This is a genomic window from Streptomyces atroolivaceus, assembly GCF_000717025.1.
Classification (GTDB): domain Bacteria; phylum Actinomycetota; class Actinomycetes; order Streptomycetales; family Streptomycetaceae; genus Streptomyces; species Streptomyces atroolivaceus.
Genome location: NZ_JNXG01000004.1, coordinates 228,757 through 244,620, shown reverse-complemented (window position 1 = coordinate 244,620; position 15,864 = coordinate 228,757). Strand labels below are relative to the sequence as shown.

Genomic DNA, 15,864 nt, shown 5'->3' with positions numbered 1-15,864 from the left:
TCACCCGAGGAGTCCCGCTGTGGCTTTGACCCGTGCAGAGCGTGAGCAGTTCCTGGCCGAACCGCACGTCGCCGCGCTGGCCGTGGACGCGGAGGAGGGGCGGGCCCCGCTCACCGTGCCGATCTGGTACCAGTACGAGCCCGGCGGCGACCTGTGGATCATGACGGGCCGCGACTCCCGCAAGGGGGCCTCCATCGCGAGGGCCGGCCGCTTCAGCATCATGGTCGACCGTCTTTCGCCGACCATCCGCTACGTCTCCGTCGAGGGGCCCGTCGTGGCGACGCTCCCCGCCACCCGCGAACAGCTGGTGGAGATCTCGGCGCGCTACCTTCCCGCCGAGAAGGTCGACGGATACGTCGACTTCGCGTGGAAGGAGCACGGCGAACAGGTGGTCATCCACATGCGCCCCCAGCGCTGGCTCAGCGCCGACCTGGGCGACGTCTGAGACGGCGGCGGACGCGCGGAGCCGGCCACGGGCCGCCCTCACGCCGGCTCCGGCGGGAAGCAGGAGGAACAGAGCATGCGCGACGCCGTCGTCACCCCTGAAGGCGACCGGATCCGCTGGGTCGAGCTGCCCGGCCGGGAGCCCGCCCGTGTCTACGTGCACGGGCTCGGAGCGACCTCGCCCGCGTATTTCGCGGCCACCGCCTGTCACCGCTCCCTCATCGGCCACCGTTCGCTGCTCGTCGACCTGATGGGCCATGGCCTGAGTGACCGGCCGACGCATTTCGACTACACCCTGGAATCGCACGCCGACGCCCTGGCCGTCGCGCTCGACGAGGCCGGCGTCGCAGGCGCGGAGGTGATCGCGCACAGCATGGGCGGCTCGGTCGCCATCGTCATGGCGGCCCGGCATCCCCGGCTGGTCTCCCGCCTGGTGCTGGCCGACGCCAACCTCGATCCGATCACGCCCGCCCCCGGCGCCCCGGGCAGTGGAGGGATCGCCGCCCACTCCGAGCAGGAGTTCCTACGGGGCGGCTGGGAGCAGGTACGGGACCGGGCGGGAGCCCACTGGTGGGCGACGATGCGTCTTGCGGGCCGGGAGGCCCTGTATCGCAGCGCGGTCCACCTCACCCGCGGGACCACCCCCACGATGCGTGAACTGCTGATGCGCCTGCCGGTCCCGCGGACGTTCCTCTTCCCCGAGGCCGACGGCCCGTTCAGGGGAGCCGAGGAACTCCGGCTGTCGGGCGTCACCGTGGTGCCGGTCGCCGGCTGCGGCCACAACATGATGCTGGACAACCCCGACGCGTTCGCGCGGGTCACCGCCGCGGCCCTGGGCAGCTGACAGCCCTTCAGAAAGGGGCGTCCCCGGAGGTACGGGCACCGAGGCACGGGCACGACGGGAAGATGCTCAGCGACCATCCGGACCCGTGCTGCAAGGAGAAGCCGGGGTGCTCCTCGTCCGCGTCGCCGAGTCGCCGAGTCGCCGAGTCGCGCGACGATGCGGCGGATCCGCGCTTCGCCGGGCTCGGTGTGCTCCTCGCCCGTCGAGTCGTACGTGAAGTACGCCATGGCCGTGCTCGCCGGTCGGGCGGCGCACGAACGGAGCGGGCATCCGACGCGGGCCGGACACCTCTCCGGAGCGGAACCGCTGGTGGCGGCAGACGAGTCGGGCTGTACGCCGGGTTCTGTCGCCCGGTCGCCTCGCGGCGGCCGGGGAGACGGCCATCCATCTAGGACCGGCATTGCTGCCGGTCTCGTGCGGTCTACCCGCGAACTCGGGCGGGCAGCCCTCGGACGTTCGCGCAGGAGCACCGGGGTGCTCCCTCTTGACCTTGCTCCGGGTGGGGTTTACCTAGCCGCCTGGGTCGCCCCAGGCGCTGGTGGTCTCTTACACCACCGTTTCACCCTTACCGAGGACCGAGGTCCCCGGCGGTCTGTTTTCTGTGGCACTGTCCCGCGGGTCACCCCGGGTGGCCGTTAGCCATCACCCTGCCCTGTGGAGCCCGGACGTTCCTCGGGAGGATCCGGGGATCCTCACGCGGCCGTCCGCCCGGCTCGTCTGCCGTGGTGACCATGCTACCCGGCGGTGCCGGCGGTGAAGGCCGCGATGCCCGCCTCCCAGGCCGCCGAGAGGTCGGCGGCCGGGGGGAAGCGGCCGTTGAGTTCCAGGACCACCATTCCGTGGGCGAAGGCCCAGGCCGCCCGGGCCCGGTCCTCGTCGCCCCCGGCCGCGCGGAACAGGGGGGCGGCGGCGGCGTCGGCCGCTCCGGCGGAGGGAAGGGCGCGCCCCATGGTGAGGAGGTAGAGGTGCGGGTGGGCCAGGGCATAGGTGCGGTACGCGGTGGCGAGAGCGGAGAAGGACCCCGGGGCCGCCGCCTCGGCCGCTGCCAGCACCCCGGCGGTCTCCCGGAGCATCTCGGCGGCCAGGGCGGCCACCACGGACGACTTGTCCGGGAAGTGCTTGTAGAGGGACGGCGCCTTGACGCCCACCCGGTCGGCCAGCCGCCGCATGGTCAGTGCTTCGGGGCCCTCGGCCTCCAGCAGGACGCGTGCGGCGGCGATGATCTGCCGGGGCCGGCCGGCGGCGGGGGTGATGGCGAGGTCACTCACGCATGAGGCCTTCCCTGGTACGGAGTCGGTACGCGGTCCGTAGCCGAGGACGTGATCGTACGAGATACGGACAAGCCGGCCGTCGGGGACCTGATGGCCGGCGCTCCCGCGGGCGCGCACAGCAGGCCGGCATCCCGCCCTCCGGAGCGGCTGGAGGCGGTCCGGCCCGTACCCTTGCCCGGGGGGCTCCCACACGCGCGGAGCCCCTGTGCCGCGTATGAAGGAGACCCCCGTGCTCGTGCTGTTGCCGCCCTCCGAAGGTAAGGCCGCCTCGGGGCGCGGAGCACCGCTGAAGCCGGAGTCGCTGTCCCTGCCGGGCCTCGCCGGCGCCCGTGCCGCGATCCTCGACGAGCTGGTCGAGCTGTGTCTGGCGGACGAGGACAAGGCCCGTGAGGTGCTCGGTCTGAGCGAGGGGCTGAGGGGCGAGATCGCCAAGAACGCGGAGCTGCGCACGGCCGGCACCCGGCCTGCCGGGGAGATCTACACCGGGGTGCTCTACGACGCTCTCGACCTGGCCTCCCTGGACGCGGCGGCCAGGCGGAGGGCCGGCAAGTCGCTGCTGGTCTTCTCGGGCCTGTGGGGCGCCGTGCGGGTGGGCGACCGGATCCCCTCGTACCGCTGCTCGATGGGGGTGAAGCTCCCGGGCCTGGGCGCGCTGAACGCGTACTGGCGTGCCCCGATGGCGTCGGTCATGCCGGAGGCGGCCGGGGACGGACTGGTTCTGGACCTGCGCTCGTCGGCCTACGCCGGGGCGTGGAAGCCCGTGGGCGAGGTCGCGGAGCGCACGGCGAGTGTGCGCGTCCTCCAGTCCCAGATGGTGAACGGGGTGGAGAAGCGGTCCGTGGTCAGCCACTTCAACAAGGCGACGAAGGGCCGGATGGTCCGGGACCTGCTGCTGGCCGGGGCGCGGCCCAAGGGACCGGCGGAGCTGGTCGAGGTGCTGCGCGACCTCGGTCACGTCGTGGAGGCGCAGGCACCCGGCCGGGCCGGGCGGCCGTGGGCACTCGACGTGGTGGTCACCGAGATCCACTGACGGCGGGCGCGTTGCAACATGCGCAACGCGCGTTGCGCAGCGTGCGGTTCTCGCGGCAGGATGAGTCCATGACCTCCTCCGCGCCCGCCGCCGTGTCCGCTTCCGTGCTCGACCTCGCCCCCGTCGTACCCGTCGTCGTGCTCGAGGACGCGGCCGACGCGGTCCCGCTGGCCCGTGCGCTCGTCGCGGGCGGGCTGCCCGCGATCGAGGTCACGCTCCGGACGGCCGCCGCCCTCGACGCGATCCGGGCGATCGCGTCGGAGGTCCCCGGGGCCGTGGTCGGCGCCGGCACCGTGCTCTCCCCGGCGCACGTGACGGAGACCGTCGCGGCCGGAGCACGCTTCCTGGTCAGCCCGGGCTGGACGGACGCCCTGCTGGACGCGATGAAGGCGTCGGGGTTGCCGTTCCTGCCGGGCGTCTCGACCACCTCCGAGGTGGTCGCGCTCCTGGAGCGCGGGATCACCGAGATGAAGTTCTTCCCCGCCGAGGCCGCGGGCGGCACCGCCTATCTGAAGGCGCTGTCCGCCCCCCTCCCCCAGGCCCGGTTCTGCCCGACGGGCGGCGTCTCGCTCGCCTCGGCCCCGTCGTACCTCGCCCTGTCCAACGTCGGCTGTGTGGGCGGGAGCTGGATGGTGCCCGGTGACGCGGTGGCGGCGAAGGACTGGGCGCGCGTGGAACGGCTGGCGGCCGAGGCGTCGGCGCTGGGCCGCGGCTGACCCCGGGGACGGGCGCGCTGCCTGTACGGGCTCAGCTCACGGCCTGGACCGCGTACAGCAGCCCGATGCCCAGGGCGAGGACGCCCAGCAGGAGCCGTAGCCCCGTCTCCGGGAGGCGCGGCTGGAGCCGTGCCCCGAGGTAGCCGCCGCAGAGTCCCCCGAGACCGCAGGCCAGGCCGAGTGCCCAGTCGGGCGCGATGTCGCCCGTGGCCGTCAGGGAGAGCAGCGCGTAGGCGGCCGCCCCCGCCAGGGACGTGACGAACGTGCAGGCGAGTGCGGCGGGAGCGACCTTGGCGACGGGGACCCCGCGCCCCACGAGGATCGGGCCGAGCAGGGAACCGCCGCCGATCCCGTAGACGCCTCCCGCGACACCGACGGCCAGGGCGAGGCCGGTCGTGGCCCGGGGCGACGGCAGCGAGGCGCCGGCCGCACGCCGGGCAGGACGCAGCGTACGGGCGCACAGCCAGGCGCCCAGCGGGAGCAGCAGGACGGCGATGAACGCCCGGAAGACCGTGGCGCCCGGTACGGCGAAGACCCGGACCACCGCGCCGATCAGCACGCCCGGTACGGCGCCGATCACGAGCAGCCGGGTCAGCGGCCCACGCAGGCCGCCACTGCTGCGGTAGCGCAGGAGGGCCCCGGGGCACGACACCACGTTGTACAGCAGGTTGGTGGGGGTCACCGCGGGGCTCGGCACGCCGAGGACGCTGACCTGCACCGGCAGCAGGAAGACCGCGCCGGACACACCGACGGGCGCGGTAGCCACCGAGATCAGCAGTCCGGCGACGAAGCCCAGGAGTCCGGTGGACCAGGTCACCGTGGCACCGCTACCGCAGGTGGGAGGTGTCGTTGAGCAGTCTCAGCGACGGGTTCCCGTCCGCGTAGTACGCCACCGTCGAGACCGAGGCGGGCGAGAGCTCCATGCGGAACAGCGACTCCGGCGGGGCGCCCAGCGCGAGCCGGACCAGGGTCTTGATCGGGGTGACGTGCGTGACCAGCAGCACCGTGCGGCCCGCGTGACGGGCGATCAGCCGGTCGCGGGTCGCCGAGACACGCTCCGCCACCTCGGCGAAGCTCTCGCCCCCGCCCGTGGGTGCCGCGTCGGGTGACGCCAGCCAGGTGGTGAGGTCCGAGCCGTGGCGCTCCCTCACCTCGGCGAAGGTGAGGCCCTCCCAGGCACCGAAGTCCGTCTCGCGCAGGCCTTCGTCGATGCGGACCTCCAGGCCGAGCCGTCCGGCGACGGCGGACGCCGTCTCCCGGCAGCGGCGCAGCGGCGAGCTCACGATCTCCTGGACCGTGCCCCGGGCGGCGAACGCCTCCGCCGCGCAGGCGGCCTGGTGCCGCCCGGTCTCCGACAGCTCGGGGTCGCTGCCACCGCTCCCCGAGAACCGCTTCTCGGGGGTGAGGGCCGTCTCGCCGTGCCGGAGCAGGATGAAGGTGGCGGGCGCACCCAGGTCGGGTGCGCTGCCCCAGCCCACCTGCGGGGATGCCGGAGGAACCGGCTGTGGGGCCGCCGCGGGACGGGCGGCGGCCATCGCGGCCCGGACCTTCGCCGCGCCCGCCACCGCGTCGCCGGGCGGGCCGGCCGGGGACGGATCCGGGGCGGCCGGCGCGCGCGGCGTGTCCAGGTCGGCCGTCGAGGACGCCGGTTCCCACTGCTCACCCCGCCTGCCCGCGTCCATCGCCTCGTTGGCGAGCCGGTCGGCGTGCTTGTTCTCCGCGCGCGGGATCCACTCGTACGTGACCGAGGAGGCGGGCAGGATGTTCGCGGCCTCCGCGGCGAGCGGCTTCATGTCGGGGTGCTTGATCTTCCAGCGCCCCGACATCTGCTCGACCACCAGCTTGGAGTCCATCCGGATACGCACCTCCACGGGCGTGTCCGGGAACAGCTCCTTCACCGCCTTCAGGCCGGCGATCAGGCCCTTGTACTCCGCGACGTTGTTCGTCGCGACGCCGATGTACTCGGCGGCCTCGGCGAGTGTCGCGGCGTCGAGGGGGTCGAGGACGACCGCGCCGTAGCCGGCGGGCCCCGGGTTGCCCCGGGAGCCGCCGTCGGCCTCGACGACCAGCCGGCGGGGAGCGGACATTACAGGCCCGACTCCGAGGTGCGCACCAGGATGCGGTGGCAGTTCTCGCAGCGCAGCACGGTGTCGGGGGACGCCGCCTTCACGTCGTTGACCTCGGTGATGTTCAGCTCGAGGCGGCAGCCCTCGCAGCGGCGCTGGTAGAGCCGGGCGGCGCCGACGCCGCCCTGCTGGGCGCGGAGCTTGTCGTACAGCTTGAGCAGATCGGCGGGAACCGCACCCGCGACGACCTCACGGTCCTTGGCCACGGTGGCGGCCTCGGCCTCGAGCTCCTGGGTCGCGGCGTCCCGGCGGGTGGTCGCGTCGTCGACCTTGGCCTGCACCGCGCCGACGCGCTCGGTCAGCTCGGCGACGCGCTCCTGGGCGGACTCGCGGCGCTCCATGATCTCGAGGACGACGTCCTCCAGGTCGCCCTGGCGCTTGGCCAGCGAGGTGATCTCGCGCTGCAGGCTCTCCAGGTCCTTCGGCGAGGAGACCGCACCGGAGTCGAGCCGCTGCTGGTCGCGCACGGCACGCTGGCGCACCTGGTCGACGTCCTGCTCCGCCTTGGTCTGCTCGCGGGTGGTGTCGCTCTCCTCGGTCTGCGAGGCGACGAGCAGGTCGCGCAGCTGCGCGAGGTCGCTGTTGAGCGACTCGAGCTCGGCGTGCTCGGGCAGCGAGTTGCGCTTGTGCGAGAGCTGCGACAGACGTACGTCGAGTGCCTGGACTTCGAGGAGTCGGATCTGGTCGGCGGGCGCGGCGTTCAGTTGGGGGCTCCAGAAGAGTGGTGGGTGGTCCAGGGGTCGGTGACCTGCTTCGAGACATGGACCCGCAGGTCCCATCCGTGGCGGTCGGAAATGGCGTCGAGCTGCGCGGCGGCCTGCTCGCACCAGGGCCATTCGGTGGCCCAGTGTGCGGCATCGACGAGGCCGAGCGGCGAGTGCTGGACGGCCTCGGAGGCCGGGTGGTGGCGCAGGTCCGCGGTGAGGAAGGCGTCGACACCGGCCGCGCGTACGGCGTCGAAGAGGCTGTCGCCGGAGCCGCCGCTCACCGCGACCCGGCGCACGAGGGCGTCGGGGTCGCCGGCCAGCCGGACGCCCTGCGCGGTGGCGGGCAGCCTGGCGGCGGCGCGGGCGGCGAAGTCGCGGAGGGTCTGGGGGTGGTCGAGCTCGCAGATCCGGCCGAGCCCGCGGCGGCCGTCGGCGTCGGTGGGGTCCGGCACGAGGGGGCCGGTGACCCGCAGGTCCAGGGCGCCGGCGAGGGCGTCGGACACCCCGGGGTCGGCGGTGTCGGCGTTGGTGTGCGCGACGTGCAGGGCGATGTCGTGCTTGATGAGCCCGTGCACCACCCGGCCCTTGAAGGTGGAGGCCGCGACCGTCGTCGTACCGCGCAGATAGAGGGGGTGGTGGGTGACGATCAGCCGGGCGCCGAGGGTGCGGGCCTCGTCGGCGACCTGCTGGACGGGGTCCACGGCGAAGAGGACCCGGTCGATCTCCGCTTCCGGATCGCCACAGACCGTGCCGACGGCGTCCCATCCTTCGGCCCGCTCGGGCGGCCAGAGAGCGTCGAGCTCGGCGATGACTTCAGACAGACGGGGCACGGGGGAAAGGCTACCTGTCCCCCGCACCCCGCCGCCCCTGGCCGCCGGGGCCTGTGCGGCGGGAACGGCGGCCGGTACGAATCGTTACGCGCCTCGTCCCTCGACGGGGCCGGCGCGGAGGTCGCCGAGGACCGGTCCGCGGAGGTCACACCGCGGGACCGGGACGCCAGGTCCCTCCTCGGGGACGGCCTCGGCCCGGCCGGCCCTCACCGCGGCCAGGTCCTTCCACAGCGGGTCCGGCGGGCCGGTGTCGCGGCGCCCGAGGGACATGATCTGCTCCGGTTCGGGACGTGCACAGGAAATCCTCAGGGGAGCCTCACCTCCGACGCGTACATCGACGCCAGCACAGCCGCTCCTGCCTCCGCAGGGGAATCAGGACATCGGCACCCTTATGTGTGAAGTGGTGTGGCTCGCGTTGTCCGGCGGGGAGTGCGAAATCTAGCTTCGGTTGCCGGAGGTGACCGGACCATGACTGCCTGTGCCATCGAGGACAAGACCGCCGGAGTCACAAGAGCTGCCGCTGCGGCCGAGCCCGCACCGGAGCGTGCGGAACCGGACGAGCCGGCGGAACCCGTGACACCCCGCCCCGGGGGTGCGTCGGACGAGGGCGCGGACCCGCTCAGAGCGGGCGCGTCCGCCCGGGGCTCGGAACCGGCCACGACGGGGGCGCCCGGCCCGGACGCCGGTCCGGCGGCGAGGACACATGGCCCCGGCACCGGCCCGGCGGGCGCCGGGGCACCTGACGCCACCCCCGCCACCCCTGCCGTCGCCGTCGCCGTCGTCTCCATCGGCCCTGGCAACGCCGATCCCGTGGCCCTCGGGCCCGGCGGCACCGGCCCCGTACGGCTCGGCCCCGGCGGCGTCGTCGGTCCCGCACCGCTCGGGCCCGGCGGCCGGGCCGCGTACACGGCCTCACCTGAGAAGTCCGGCGCGCACGGCGGGCACGGAAGGGACGTCGCGCCCGTACCTCCCCTCCCTTCCGTGCCGCCTGTCCCGCCGATGCCACCGGGCCCTCCCTTCCCGGCGTCGCCGGGGACCGCGCCCCTCGTGCCGCTCCTGCGGGCCGGGTCTCCCGTGCCTCCCGCGCGGACCCCGGCGCCACGGACCGGCACGGCGGTCATCCCCCCGGGGCCGTCGCGCCCCTCGCCGCCCTCGCTCACCCTGTCCGCCGACCACGCGTACGCGGCGCGGCTCACCACGGCCGGGCAGGCGGGCGAGCCCTCCTGGTTCCCCGAGCGCTGGACACTGGACGGCCCCGAGCCCTACGCCGTACCCCTCCCCCTCGACCAGCCGGAGGAGGCCGAGGCCGACGTGCTGCCGCTGTCGGACGGGCGGGTCCTGATCCGTCGGCGGGTGGCGGCCGACCGGCACACGTTCTCGCTGCTCTACCCCACCGGCCCCGGCACGGGTGAACTCCTGCTGGGCGTCCTCGACGGTGCGGACCTCACGCTCCTCCCCCCGTCCCCGGACGGTGTCGGCGTCCTCGCCCTGCTCCCCGGCGAACGCTCCACCGGCATCTGGCTCGTGGCAGGTGGCGCCTGCGGCCCCGAGCACGTCGCGGACGTCCCGGGCCGCTGCTCGGGCGGTGTCTGGCTGGACCGCGGGGGCCGGCTGCTCGCCCTGGACCGGCGGATGCCGGGTGGCGGCCCCGTCAAGGCGGTCGTCGTGGACCTGGAGCGGGGCGGAGAGGTGACCCCCCTGCTCCAGATCGCGCCGGAGAGTAACGACCGGTTGCTGCTGGCCGACGCCGACAGCGGCCTGCTCCTGGTCCGGTCGGACGCGCCCGGCCACGACCGGCTCGGCTGGGGCGTGCTCGGCAGCTGTCTCCCGGTGCGGTTCCCGGAGTGCCTGCGCACCCCGGACGCGGCGTTGACCCCGTTCGCCGTACAACCCGGCCAGATGCTGATGCCCGAGAGCTGCGCGGTGGCGCTGCGGATCGACGGCGCGGGGGGCAGCTGGGTGGGGCTGTGGCGTCCGGCGGGGCGTCGGCTGCACCAGGTCGCGGCGCCCGGGGGGTGGCTGGCAGGGTCCGGATTCTGGACCCGGGACGGCGTGCTGCACCTGCCGTACGCGCAGGAGGGCGCCCCCTGCGCCGTGGCGTTGCTGGAGGCCCCCGCGGACGAGCCGCACCCGGTCGCCGCGTCCGGAACGGGCGCGTCCGAGGGCGCCCCGGTTCCGGGTGTGTGCAGGCCCGTACCGCTGGGGATGGCGCCTCTCAACGGGCACACCCCACCTGGATAAACTCCGGTCCGGGCTACGCGGCCGTTCCGTTCGGGCGCCGAGGGTGACCGTGCCGGGCGGCGGCGGGGCTGCGACACACACGTAAGCGATTTGCGACGGGGAGACTTCCCACATGCCTGAAGCCCGAACCGACACGACCCAGACGCGTCCGCCGGAGACGGACGCGGATCGGGCCGAAGCCGGCGGCTACGGAAAGCACCGAGGAGGCGCATCCGCGGAGAGCGCGGCCGTGCAGCCGCACGGCCGTCACCGCCGGCCCTCCGAAGGGGGTGGCAGCGCGGCGGCCTGAACCCCTCCGCACGACACGAGGGCCGTCGCAGCCGCCCCGGCTGTGACGGCCCTCGGCTGTGCGGCAGCCGCAGACCCTAGGCCTCCGGGGAGCGCAGCGCCGGCGCCGGCTCCTTACCGGGCCGTCCCGCCCGGCCGTCGCCGGCTCGTGCGTCCGGACCACCGCGCGTGTCCGCTGCCGCCCGCCCGGGCAGCCAGAGCAGCATCATCACCGCTCCGGCCACCAGCACCACGGCGGAGGTGCGGAAGGCCAGGGCGTATCCGGCGGTGATCTCCGCCGCGCCCGTCGAGCCCGCGGTCCGGGCGGCCGCGACCGTGGAGAGCACGGCGAGGCCCAGCGCCCCGCCCATCGTGCGGGAGGTGTTGACCAGTCCGGAGACGAGTCCGGCGTCGCCGGGGGCAGCTCCGGAGGTGGCGAGCGCGGCCAGCGGGGTGGAGGCCAGTCCGGCCCCGGCCATCATCAGGACGCCGGGGAGACAGACCGACGTGAGGTAGGAGCCGTGCACCCCCATGGTGGACTGCCAGCCGAAGCCTGCGGCGGCGGCCAGGGTGCCCGCCACGGCCAGCGGCTTGGCGCCGGTCCTCGCCATGATCACGGGTGCGGCCTTCGCGCCGACGAAGACGGCGGCCGAGCTCGGCACGAGGGCGAATCCGGCTTCCAGCGGCGTGTAGCCCAGCACGTTCTGGGCGTAGACGGTCATGAAGTACCACATGCCGAAGGTGGCCGACCCCATCAGCAGCATCGACACGTTCGCCGCCGAGACGGCACGTACCCCGAGCACCCGCAACGGCATCAGCGGCGCGGCCGTCCGGGCCTCCACCAGGACGAACGCGCCGAGCAGCGCAAGACCGCCCAGCAGCGGCACCAGGGTGGCGGCGGCGGTCCAGCCGGTGGCCTCGGTCTGCACGATGCCGTACGCCGTCGTCGCCAGGCCCGCCGTGACGAGCACCGCGCCCAGCAGGTCCACGCGGCGCCGGTCGCCCGCCCGGCCCTCGGCCAGCCACACCGCCGCGCCGGCGAGGACGAGGACGCCGACCGGCACGTTGATGAGCAGGACCCAACGCCAGGAGAGGAGGTCGGTGAGCACCCCGCCGATCAGCCCGCCGGCCGCTCCGCCGCCCGCGCCGACCGCCATCCAGGTGCCGATCGCCCGGGTCCGCGCGGGGCCTTCGGGGACGGCGGCGGTGAGGATGGTGAGGGTCGCCGGGGACAGCACGGCGGCGCCCAGGCCCTGCCCGGCGCGGGCGGCCAGGAGCTGCCAGCCCTCCTGGGCGAAGCCGCCGGCCAGTGAGGCCACGGTGAAGAGGCCGAGTCCGGTCAGGAACATGCGCTTGCGGCCGTATATGTCCGCGGCCCGCCCGCCGAGCAGCATGAAGCCGGCGAAGGCGATCGAGTAGGCGTTGACGACCCACTGCAGTCCGGGCGCGCTCAGGCCCAGGTCGGTGCGCATGGACGGCAGCGCCACATTGACGACGGACACATCGAGGACGACCAGGAACTGGCCGGTACAGGCTGCCGCGACCACGGCCCACGTACGGGTTCTCGATCGGGCGGGAGGCCGCGTGGGCGGGGGGACGTCAACCATGGGTGTCATACTCGCAGGCCATTCGTGCCCAGTACATCGGTTTCCGCTCCCCCATCGGTCCGGCCCGGCGCCGTCTCCCCGGGCCCTTGTCCACCGCCTTCTCTTTGCGCCGCGTTCACCGGAATACCGCGGGCATGCGGAAGTGTTCAGCGTGCACACACTTGGCGGTGGGCGCTGCCCGTCGGCGCGCTCCCGCACGCCCCGCCCCGCTCGACTTTCCGCACCTTCCCCTGCCCGGAGGCCACACGTATGCGACGGACGACGAACGAACAGCGGGCCGGGGAACTCCCCGGCCCGCGCAGGGGCAAGGACGGCGGCGTCGTCCCCGTACTCGCCTTCGCGGGGATCACCGTCGCGGTGATGCAGACCCTGCTCGTCCCCGTCATCAAGGACCTCCCGGCCCTGCTCGACACCGACCCGGCCGACGCGACCTGGGTGATGACGGCCACCCTGCTCGCCGGAGCCGTCGCGACGCCGATCATGGGGCGGCTCGGCGATCTGTACGGCAAGCGCCGGATGCTGCTCACGAGTCTCGCCGTGATGGTGTTCGGCTCACTGATCTGCGCCTCCACGGACGACCTCGTGATCATGATCGTCGGCCGGGCGCTCCAGGGGTTCGCCATGGGTGCCATTCCGCTGGGGATCGGCATCATGCGCGACGTGCTGCCGCACGAGAAGCTCGGCTCGGCAATGGCCCTGATGAGCTCCTCCATAGGCGTGGGCGGCGGACTCGCGCTGCCCGCCGCCGCGCTCGTGGCCCAGCACGCCGACTGGCACGCGCTCTTCCTCGGATCGGCCGCGCTGGGCGTGCTGGCCATGGTCCTGACCCTCCTCGTCGTACCGGAGCCCCCGCTGCGCGCACCGGGACGCTTCGACGTCGTCGGCGCGCTCGGGCTCTCCCTCGGCCTGGTCTGCCTGCTTCTGCCCGTCACCAAGGGCAGCGACTGGGGCTGGACCTCCCCCCTGACACTCGGACTGATCGCCGCGTCCCTGGTGATCCTGGTGCTGTGGGGCCTGTTCGAGCTGCGTTCGCCGGCGCCGCTGGTCGATCTGCGTACCAGCGCCCGCCGGGAGGTGCTGCTCACCAACCTCGTGTCGATCATGGTCGGGGTCGCCTTCTACGCCGTCTCGCTGGTCCTGCCGCAACTGCTCCAGCTCCCCGCGTCGACGGGCTACGGCCTGGGGCAGTCCATGGTGGTGGCCGGGCTCTGCGTGGCGCCGCTGGGTGTGACCATGATGTTCGTCGCCCCCCTCTACGCCCGGATCTCCGCCCGGCGGGGCCCCAAGGTGACCCTGATGCTGGGCATGCTCGTCATCGCCGTCGGCTACGGGGCGGGGCTCGGCCTGATGAGCGCCGCCTGGCAGACCGTGGTGATCGCGGTGGTGCTCGGGGCGGGGATCGGGCTCGCCTACTCCTCGCTGCCCGCCCTGATCATCGGCGCGGTCGACGCGTCCGAGACCGGCGCGGCCAACGGCCTGAACACACTGATGCGGTCGATCGGCACCTCGCTGTCGAGTGCGGTGATCGGCATGGTGCTGGCGAACACCTCCGTGCGAATGGGGGCGGTGGACGTCCCCACCATGGAGGGCTTCCGGACCTCGTTCATGATCGCCACCGGGGCCGTACTGATCGGCCTCGTGCTGGCCGCGTTCCTGCCGGCGCAGCGGCCGGCGCGCCCGGTACTGCTGGCCGGCAGTGCGGGCGACGCGGCCGCCGCCGCGGAGCCCGCACCCGTGGCGGCGCCGGTCGGTGCGCCGGAGCGCCGGACCCCGGCTCCCGCCGCGGAGTCCGCACCCGTGGCGGCACCGGTCGGTGCGCCGGAGCGCCGGACCCCGGCTCCCTAGCGGGCGGCCGGGACACGAAGGTTCCGGCCACGGGTCCCGGTCGCTGCCGGTGGCCCGCCCCTCCGTGCGCCCCCGCCGACCCGTGCGGCGGGGGCGTACGGCACGATGGGACGCCGTCCGATCCGCCGCCCCACCAGGAGGAACCCCGTGGCCGCCGAGTCCGCCGCCCGTCCCGAGCCGGAGGTTCTCGCCGCCTTCGAGGCCGCCAAGGGCTTCATGCCGGTCCACGAGGGGCTCGCCCTGTACGCCGCCGCCGTCGAGGCGGGCTCGCTGGGGCTGCCGCTCCTGGAGGTCGGCACGTACTGCGGGCGGTCCGCGGTCCTGCTGGCGGACGCCGCCCGGTCGGCCGGCGTGACGGCCCTGACCGTCGACCACCACCGGGGCAGCGAGGAGCAGCAGCCGGGATGGGAGTACCACGACCCGTCGGTGGTGGATCCCGAGATCGGCCTGATGGACACCCTTCCCACCTTCCGGCGCACCCTGCACCGGGCGGGTCTGGAGGAGCACGTGGTGGCGCTCGTCGGGCGGTCCCCGCAGGTGGCGGCCGTCTGGGGCGGCGAGCTCGGCCTGGTCTTCATCGACGGCGGGCACACCGACGAGCACGCGAACGGCGACTACGAGGGCTGGGCCCCGAAGGTCGCCGACGGCGGCCTGCTGGTCATCCACGACGTGTTCCCCGATCCGGCCGACGGCGGCCAGGCTCCGTACCGCGTCCATCAACGGGCCCTGGCCTCAGGGGCGTTCACCGAGATCGCAACGACGGACTCACTGCGCGTACTGCGGCGTACGGGGCCTGGAATCTGAAGGGCGCGGATAGCATCGCGACGTGCTTCACGACTTCGTTCCCCCCACACCCCGCCAGGGCCCGCGCCGCAGGCCCGTGTTCGCCGCGGCGGCGCTGGCAGGCGTCTGCCTGACCGCCGCGGGCTGCGCCGGCGACGGCGGGCCGGGCCCCGGCGCCGGACCGGAGTCCGCGTCCGGCCCGGCGTCGTCCACACCGTCCTCCACCCCTTCGCCCCGGCGGTCACCGGTTCCGGACGCGAGCCCGTCCTCCGGGACCGCGTCCGCGAAGCCGCTCCCCCGGGGCCCCCTCTCGGGCCGCACCGTGGTGATCGACCCCGGGCACAATCCGGGTAACCGCGACCACACCCGGGAGATCAACAGCCAGGTGGACATCGGCACGGGGCGCAAGGAGTGCGACACCACGGGCACGGCCACCGACTCCGGTTACGCGGAGGCGCGGTTCACCCTCGACGTCTCCCGCCGGCTGCGCACACTGCTGGAGGAACAGGGCGCGAAGGTCGTCCTCACCCAGGACGGTGACCGCGCCTTCGGCCCGTGCGTCGACGAACGGGCGCGGATCGGCAACAGGGAGCGGGCCGACGCGGTCGTCTCGGTCCACGCGGACGGCAGCGCGACCGGGAACCGGGGGTTCCACGTCATTCTCCCCGCAGCGGTGAACGGAGGCGGCGCGGACACCGCCGGCATCGTGGCACCCTCGCGTGAACTGGGAGAACGGATTGCGGGGAATTTCGTACGCGTCACCGGAAGCGCCCCTTCCAATTACGTCGGCGGCGACACCGGACTGGACACCCGTGACGATCTCGGCGGCCTGAACCTGTCGACCGTGCCCAAGGTGTTCATCGAATGCGGCAACATGCGTGATCCGGCGGACGCCGCCCTGCTCACCAGCGCGGGCTGGCGCCAGAAGGCGGCTCTCGGGATCGCCGACGGCATCAGCAGTTATCTGAAGAGGTAGTTCTGCGGTGATGGCGGAGACATCGGGGGGATAGCCGGTCCGAGGTCCGGGCAGCATCACAACCCGCCCGGGCAGACGATAGATTCATCCGTACGATGGGGGGCCGCCCCCGAGCTTCGCGCCGTAGCCCGCCGTCCAGGCGGCATCGACGACCGCCCCGACGAGACGACCGACTAA

The 15,864-nt window shown here is 74.0% G+C and carries 15 protein-coding genes and 1 other RNA gene; 8 read left to right on the top strand and 8 right to left on the bottom strand.

Features of this window, described 5'->3' with window-relative positions; translation table 11 throughout:
* Positions 1 to 19: 19 nt before the first annotated feature.
* Both OO67_RS12695 and OO67_RS12690 read left to right on the top strand, forming a co-directional pair.
* A complete protein-coding gene (locus tag OO67_RS12695; protein ID WP_033299816.1) occupies positions 20 to 445 on the top strand; it encodes a pyridoxamine 5'-phosphate oxidase family protein in 426 nt (141 codons plus the stop codon).
* A 75-nt stretch (positions 446 to 520) separates the two neighbouring features.
* Positions 521 to 1,288, top strand: coding sequence for an alpha/beta fold hydrolase (locus tag OO67_RS12690; RefSeq protein ID WP_033299815.1), 768 nt, complete (start codon positions 521 to 523; stop codon positions 1,286 to 1,288).
* 316 nt (positions 1,289 to 1,604) lie between these two features.
* Here the strand turns inward: OO67_RS12690 and rnpB are convergent.
* Together rnpB and OO67_RS12685 are read right to left on the bottom strand one after the other, a co-directional pair.
* An RNA gene (gene rnpB / locus OO67_RS35665) (RNase P RNA component class A) lies at positions 1,605 to 2,004 on the bottom strand.
* Positions 2,005 to 2,022: 18 nt separating this feature from the next.
* Positions 2,023 to 2,556, bottom strand: a complete 534-nt coding sequence (locus tag OO67_RS12685) for a TetR/AcrR family transcriptional regulator (protein WP_078597870.1) — start codon at positions 2,554 to 2,556, stop codon at positions 2,023 to 2,025.
* 232 nt (positions 2,557 to 2,788) lie between these two features.
* Here OO67_RS12685 and yaaA point away from each other — a divergent pair, with 232 nt between their 5' ends.
* Together yaaA and eda are read left to right on the top strand one after the other, a co-directional pair.
* Entirely contained in the window at positions 2,789 to 3,589 is an 801-nt protein-coding gene (yaaA, locus tag OO67_RS12680; protein WP_033300018.1) for a peroxide stress protein YaaA, read from the top strand.
* Between the two features lie 68 nt (positions 3,590 to 3,657).
* Entirely contained in the window at positions 3,658 to 4,305 is a 648-nt protein-coding gene (gene eda, locus OO67_RS12675; RefSeq protein ID WP_033299814.1) for a bifunctional 4-hydroxy-2-oxoglutarate aldolase/2-dehydro-3-deoxy-phosphogluconate aldolase, read from the top strand.
* A gap of 31 nt (positions 4,306 to 4,336) precedes the next feature.
* On the opposite strand, the gene OO67_RS12670 is transcribed toward eda, so the two are convergent.
* The 5 genes from OO67_RS12670 to OO67_RS12650 all read right to left on the bottom strand — a co-directional run bounded on the left by OO67_RS12670 (position 4,337) and on the right by OO67_RS12650 (position 8,238).
* Positions 4,337 to 5,122, bottom strand: coding sequence for a sulfite exporter TauE/SafE family protein (locus OO67_RS12670; RefSeq protein WP_033299811.1), 786 nt, complete (start codon positions 5,120 to 5,122; stop codon positions 4,337 to 4,339).
* Positions 5,123 to 5,132: 10 nt separating this feature from the next.
* Positions 5,133 to 6,392, bottom strand: coding sequence for a bifunctional RNase H/acid phosphatase (locus tag OO67_RS12665; RefSeq protein WP_033299810.1), 1,260 nt, complete (start codon positions 6,390 to 6,392; stop codon positions 5,133 to 5,135).
* Positions 6,392 to 7,135, bottom strand: coding sequence for a zinc ribbon domain-containing protein (locus OO67_RS12660; protein ID WP_208861010.1), 744 nt, complete (start codon positions 7,133 to 7,135; stop codon positions 6,392 to 6,394). Before OO67_RS12660 ends, OO67_RS12665 begins: the two co-directional genes overlap by 1 nt.
* Positions 7,132 to 7,968: a Nif3-like dinuclear metal center hexameric protein gene (locus tag OO67_RS12655; RefSeq protein ID WP_033299806.1), complete on the bottom strand. Its 837-nt coding sequence runs from the start codon at positions 7,966 to 7,968 to the stop codon at positions 7,132 to 7,134. The genes OO67_RS12660 and OO67_RS12655 overlap by 4 nt, the downstream gene beginning before the upstream one ends.
* Before the next feature lie 84 nt (positions 7,969 to 8,052).
* Positions 8,053 to 8,238, bottom strand: coding sequence for a hypothetical protein (locus OO67_RS12650; RefSeq protein WP_033299805.1), 186 nt, complete (start codon positions 8,236 to 8,238; stop codon positions 8,053 to 8,055).
* Positions 8,239 to 8,967: 729 nt separating this feature from the next.
* Here OO67_RS12650 and OO67_RS39680 point away from each other — a divergent pair.
* Entirely contained in the window at positions 8,968 to 10,209 is a 1,242-nt protein-coding gene (locus OO67_RS39680) for a hypothetical protein (protein ID WP_382055875.1), read from the top strand.
* A gap of 365 nt (positions 10,210 to 10,574) precedes the next feature.
* On the opposite strand, the gene OO67_RS12640 is transcribed toward OO67_RS39680, so the two are convergent.
* On the bottom strand, positions 10,575 to 12,092 hold the full coding sequence (locus OO67_RS12640) for an MFS transporter (RefSeq protein WP_244300161.1): 1,518 nt from the start codon (positions 12,090 to 12,092) through the stop codon (positions 10,575 to 10,577).
* A gap of 240 nt (positions 12,093 to 12,332) precedes the next feature.
* Here OO67_RS12640 and OO67_RS12635 point away from each other — a divergent pair, with 240 nt between their 5' ends.
* The 3 genes from OO67_RS12635 (at position 12,333) to OO67_RS12625 (ending at position 15,687) form a co-directional block, all read left to right on the top strand.
* On the top strand, positions 12,333 to 13,928 hold the full coding sequence (locus OO67_RS12635; protein ID WP_051709319.1) for an MFS transporter: 1,596 nt from the start codon (positions 12,333 to 12,335) through the stop codon (positions 13,926 to 13,928).
* Between the two features lie 147 nt (positions 13,929 to 14,075).
* Entirely contained in the window at positions 14,076 to 14,732 is a 657-nt protein-coding gene (locus OO67_RS12630) for a class I SAM-dependent methyltransferase (protein WP_033299803.1), read from the top strand.
* Positions 14,733 to 14,754: 22 nt separating this feature from the next.
* Positions 14,755 to 15,687, top strand: a complete 933-nt coding sequence (locus tag OO67_RS12625; RefSeq protein ID WP_033299801.1) for an N-acetylmuramoyl-L-alanine amidase — start codon at positions 14,755 to 14,757, stop codon at positions 15,685 to 15,687.
* The last annotated feature ends 177 nt before the right edge of the window (positions 15,688 to 15,864 follow it).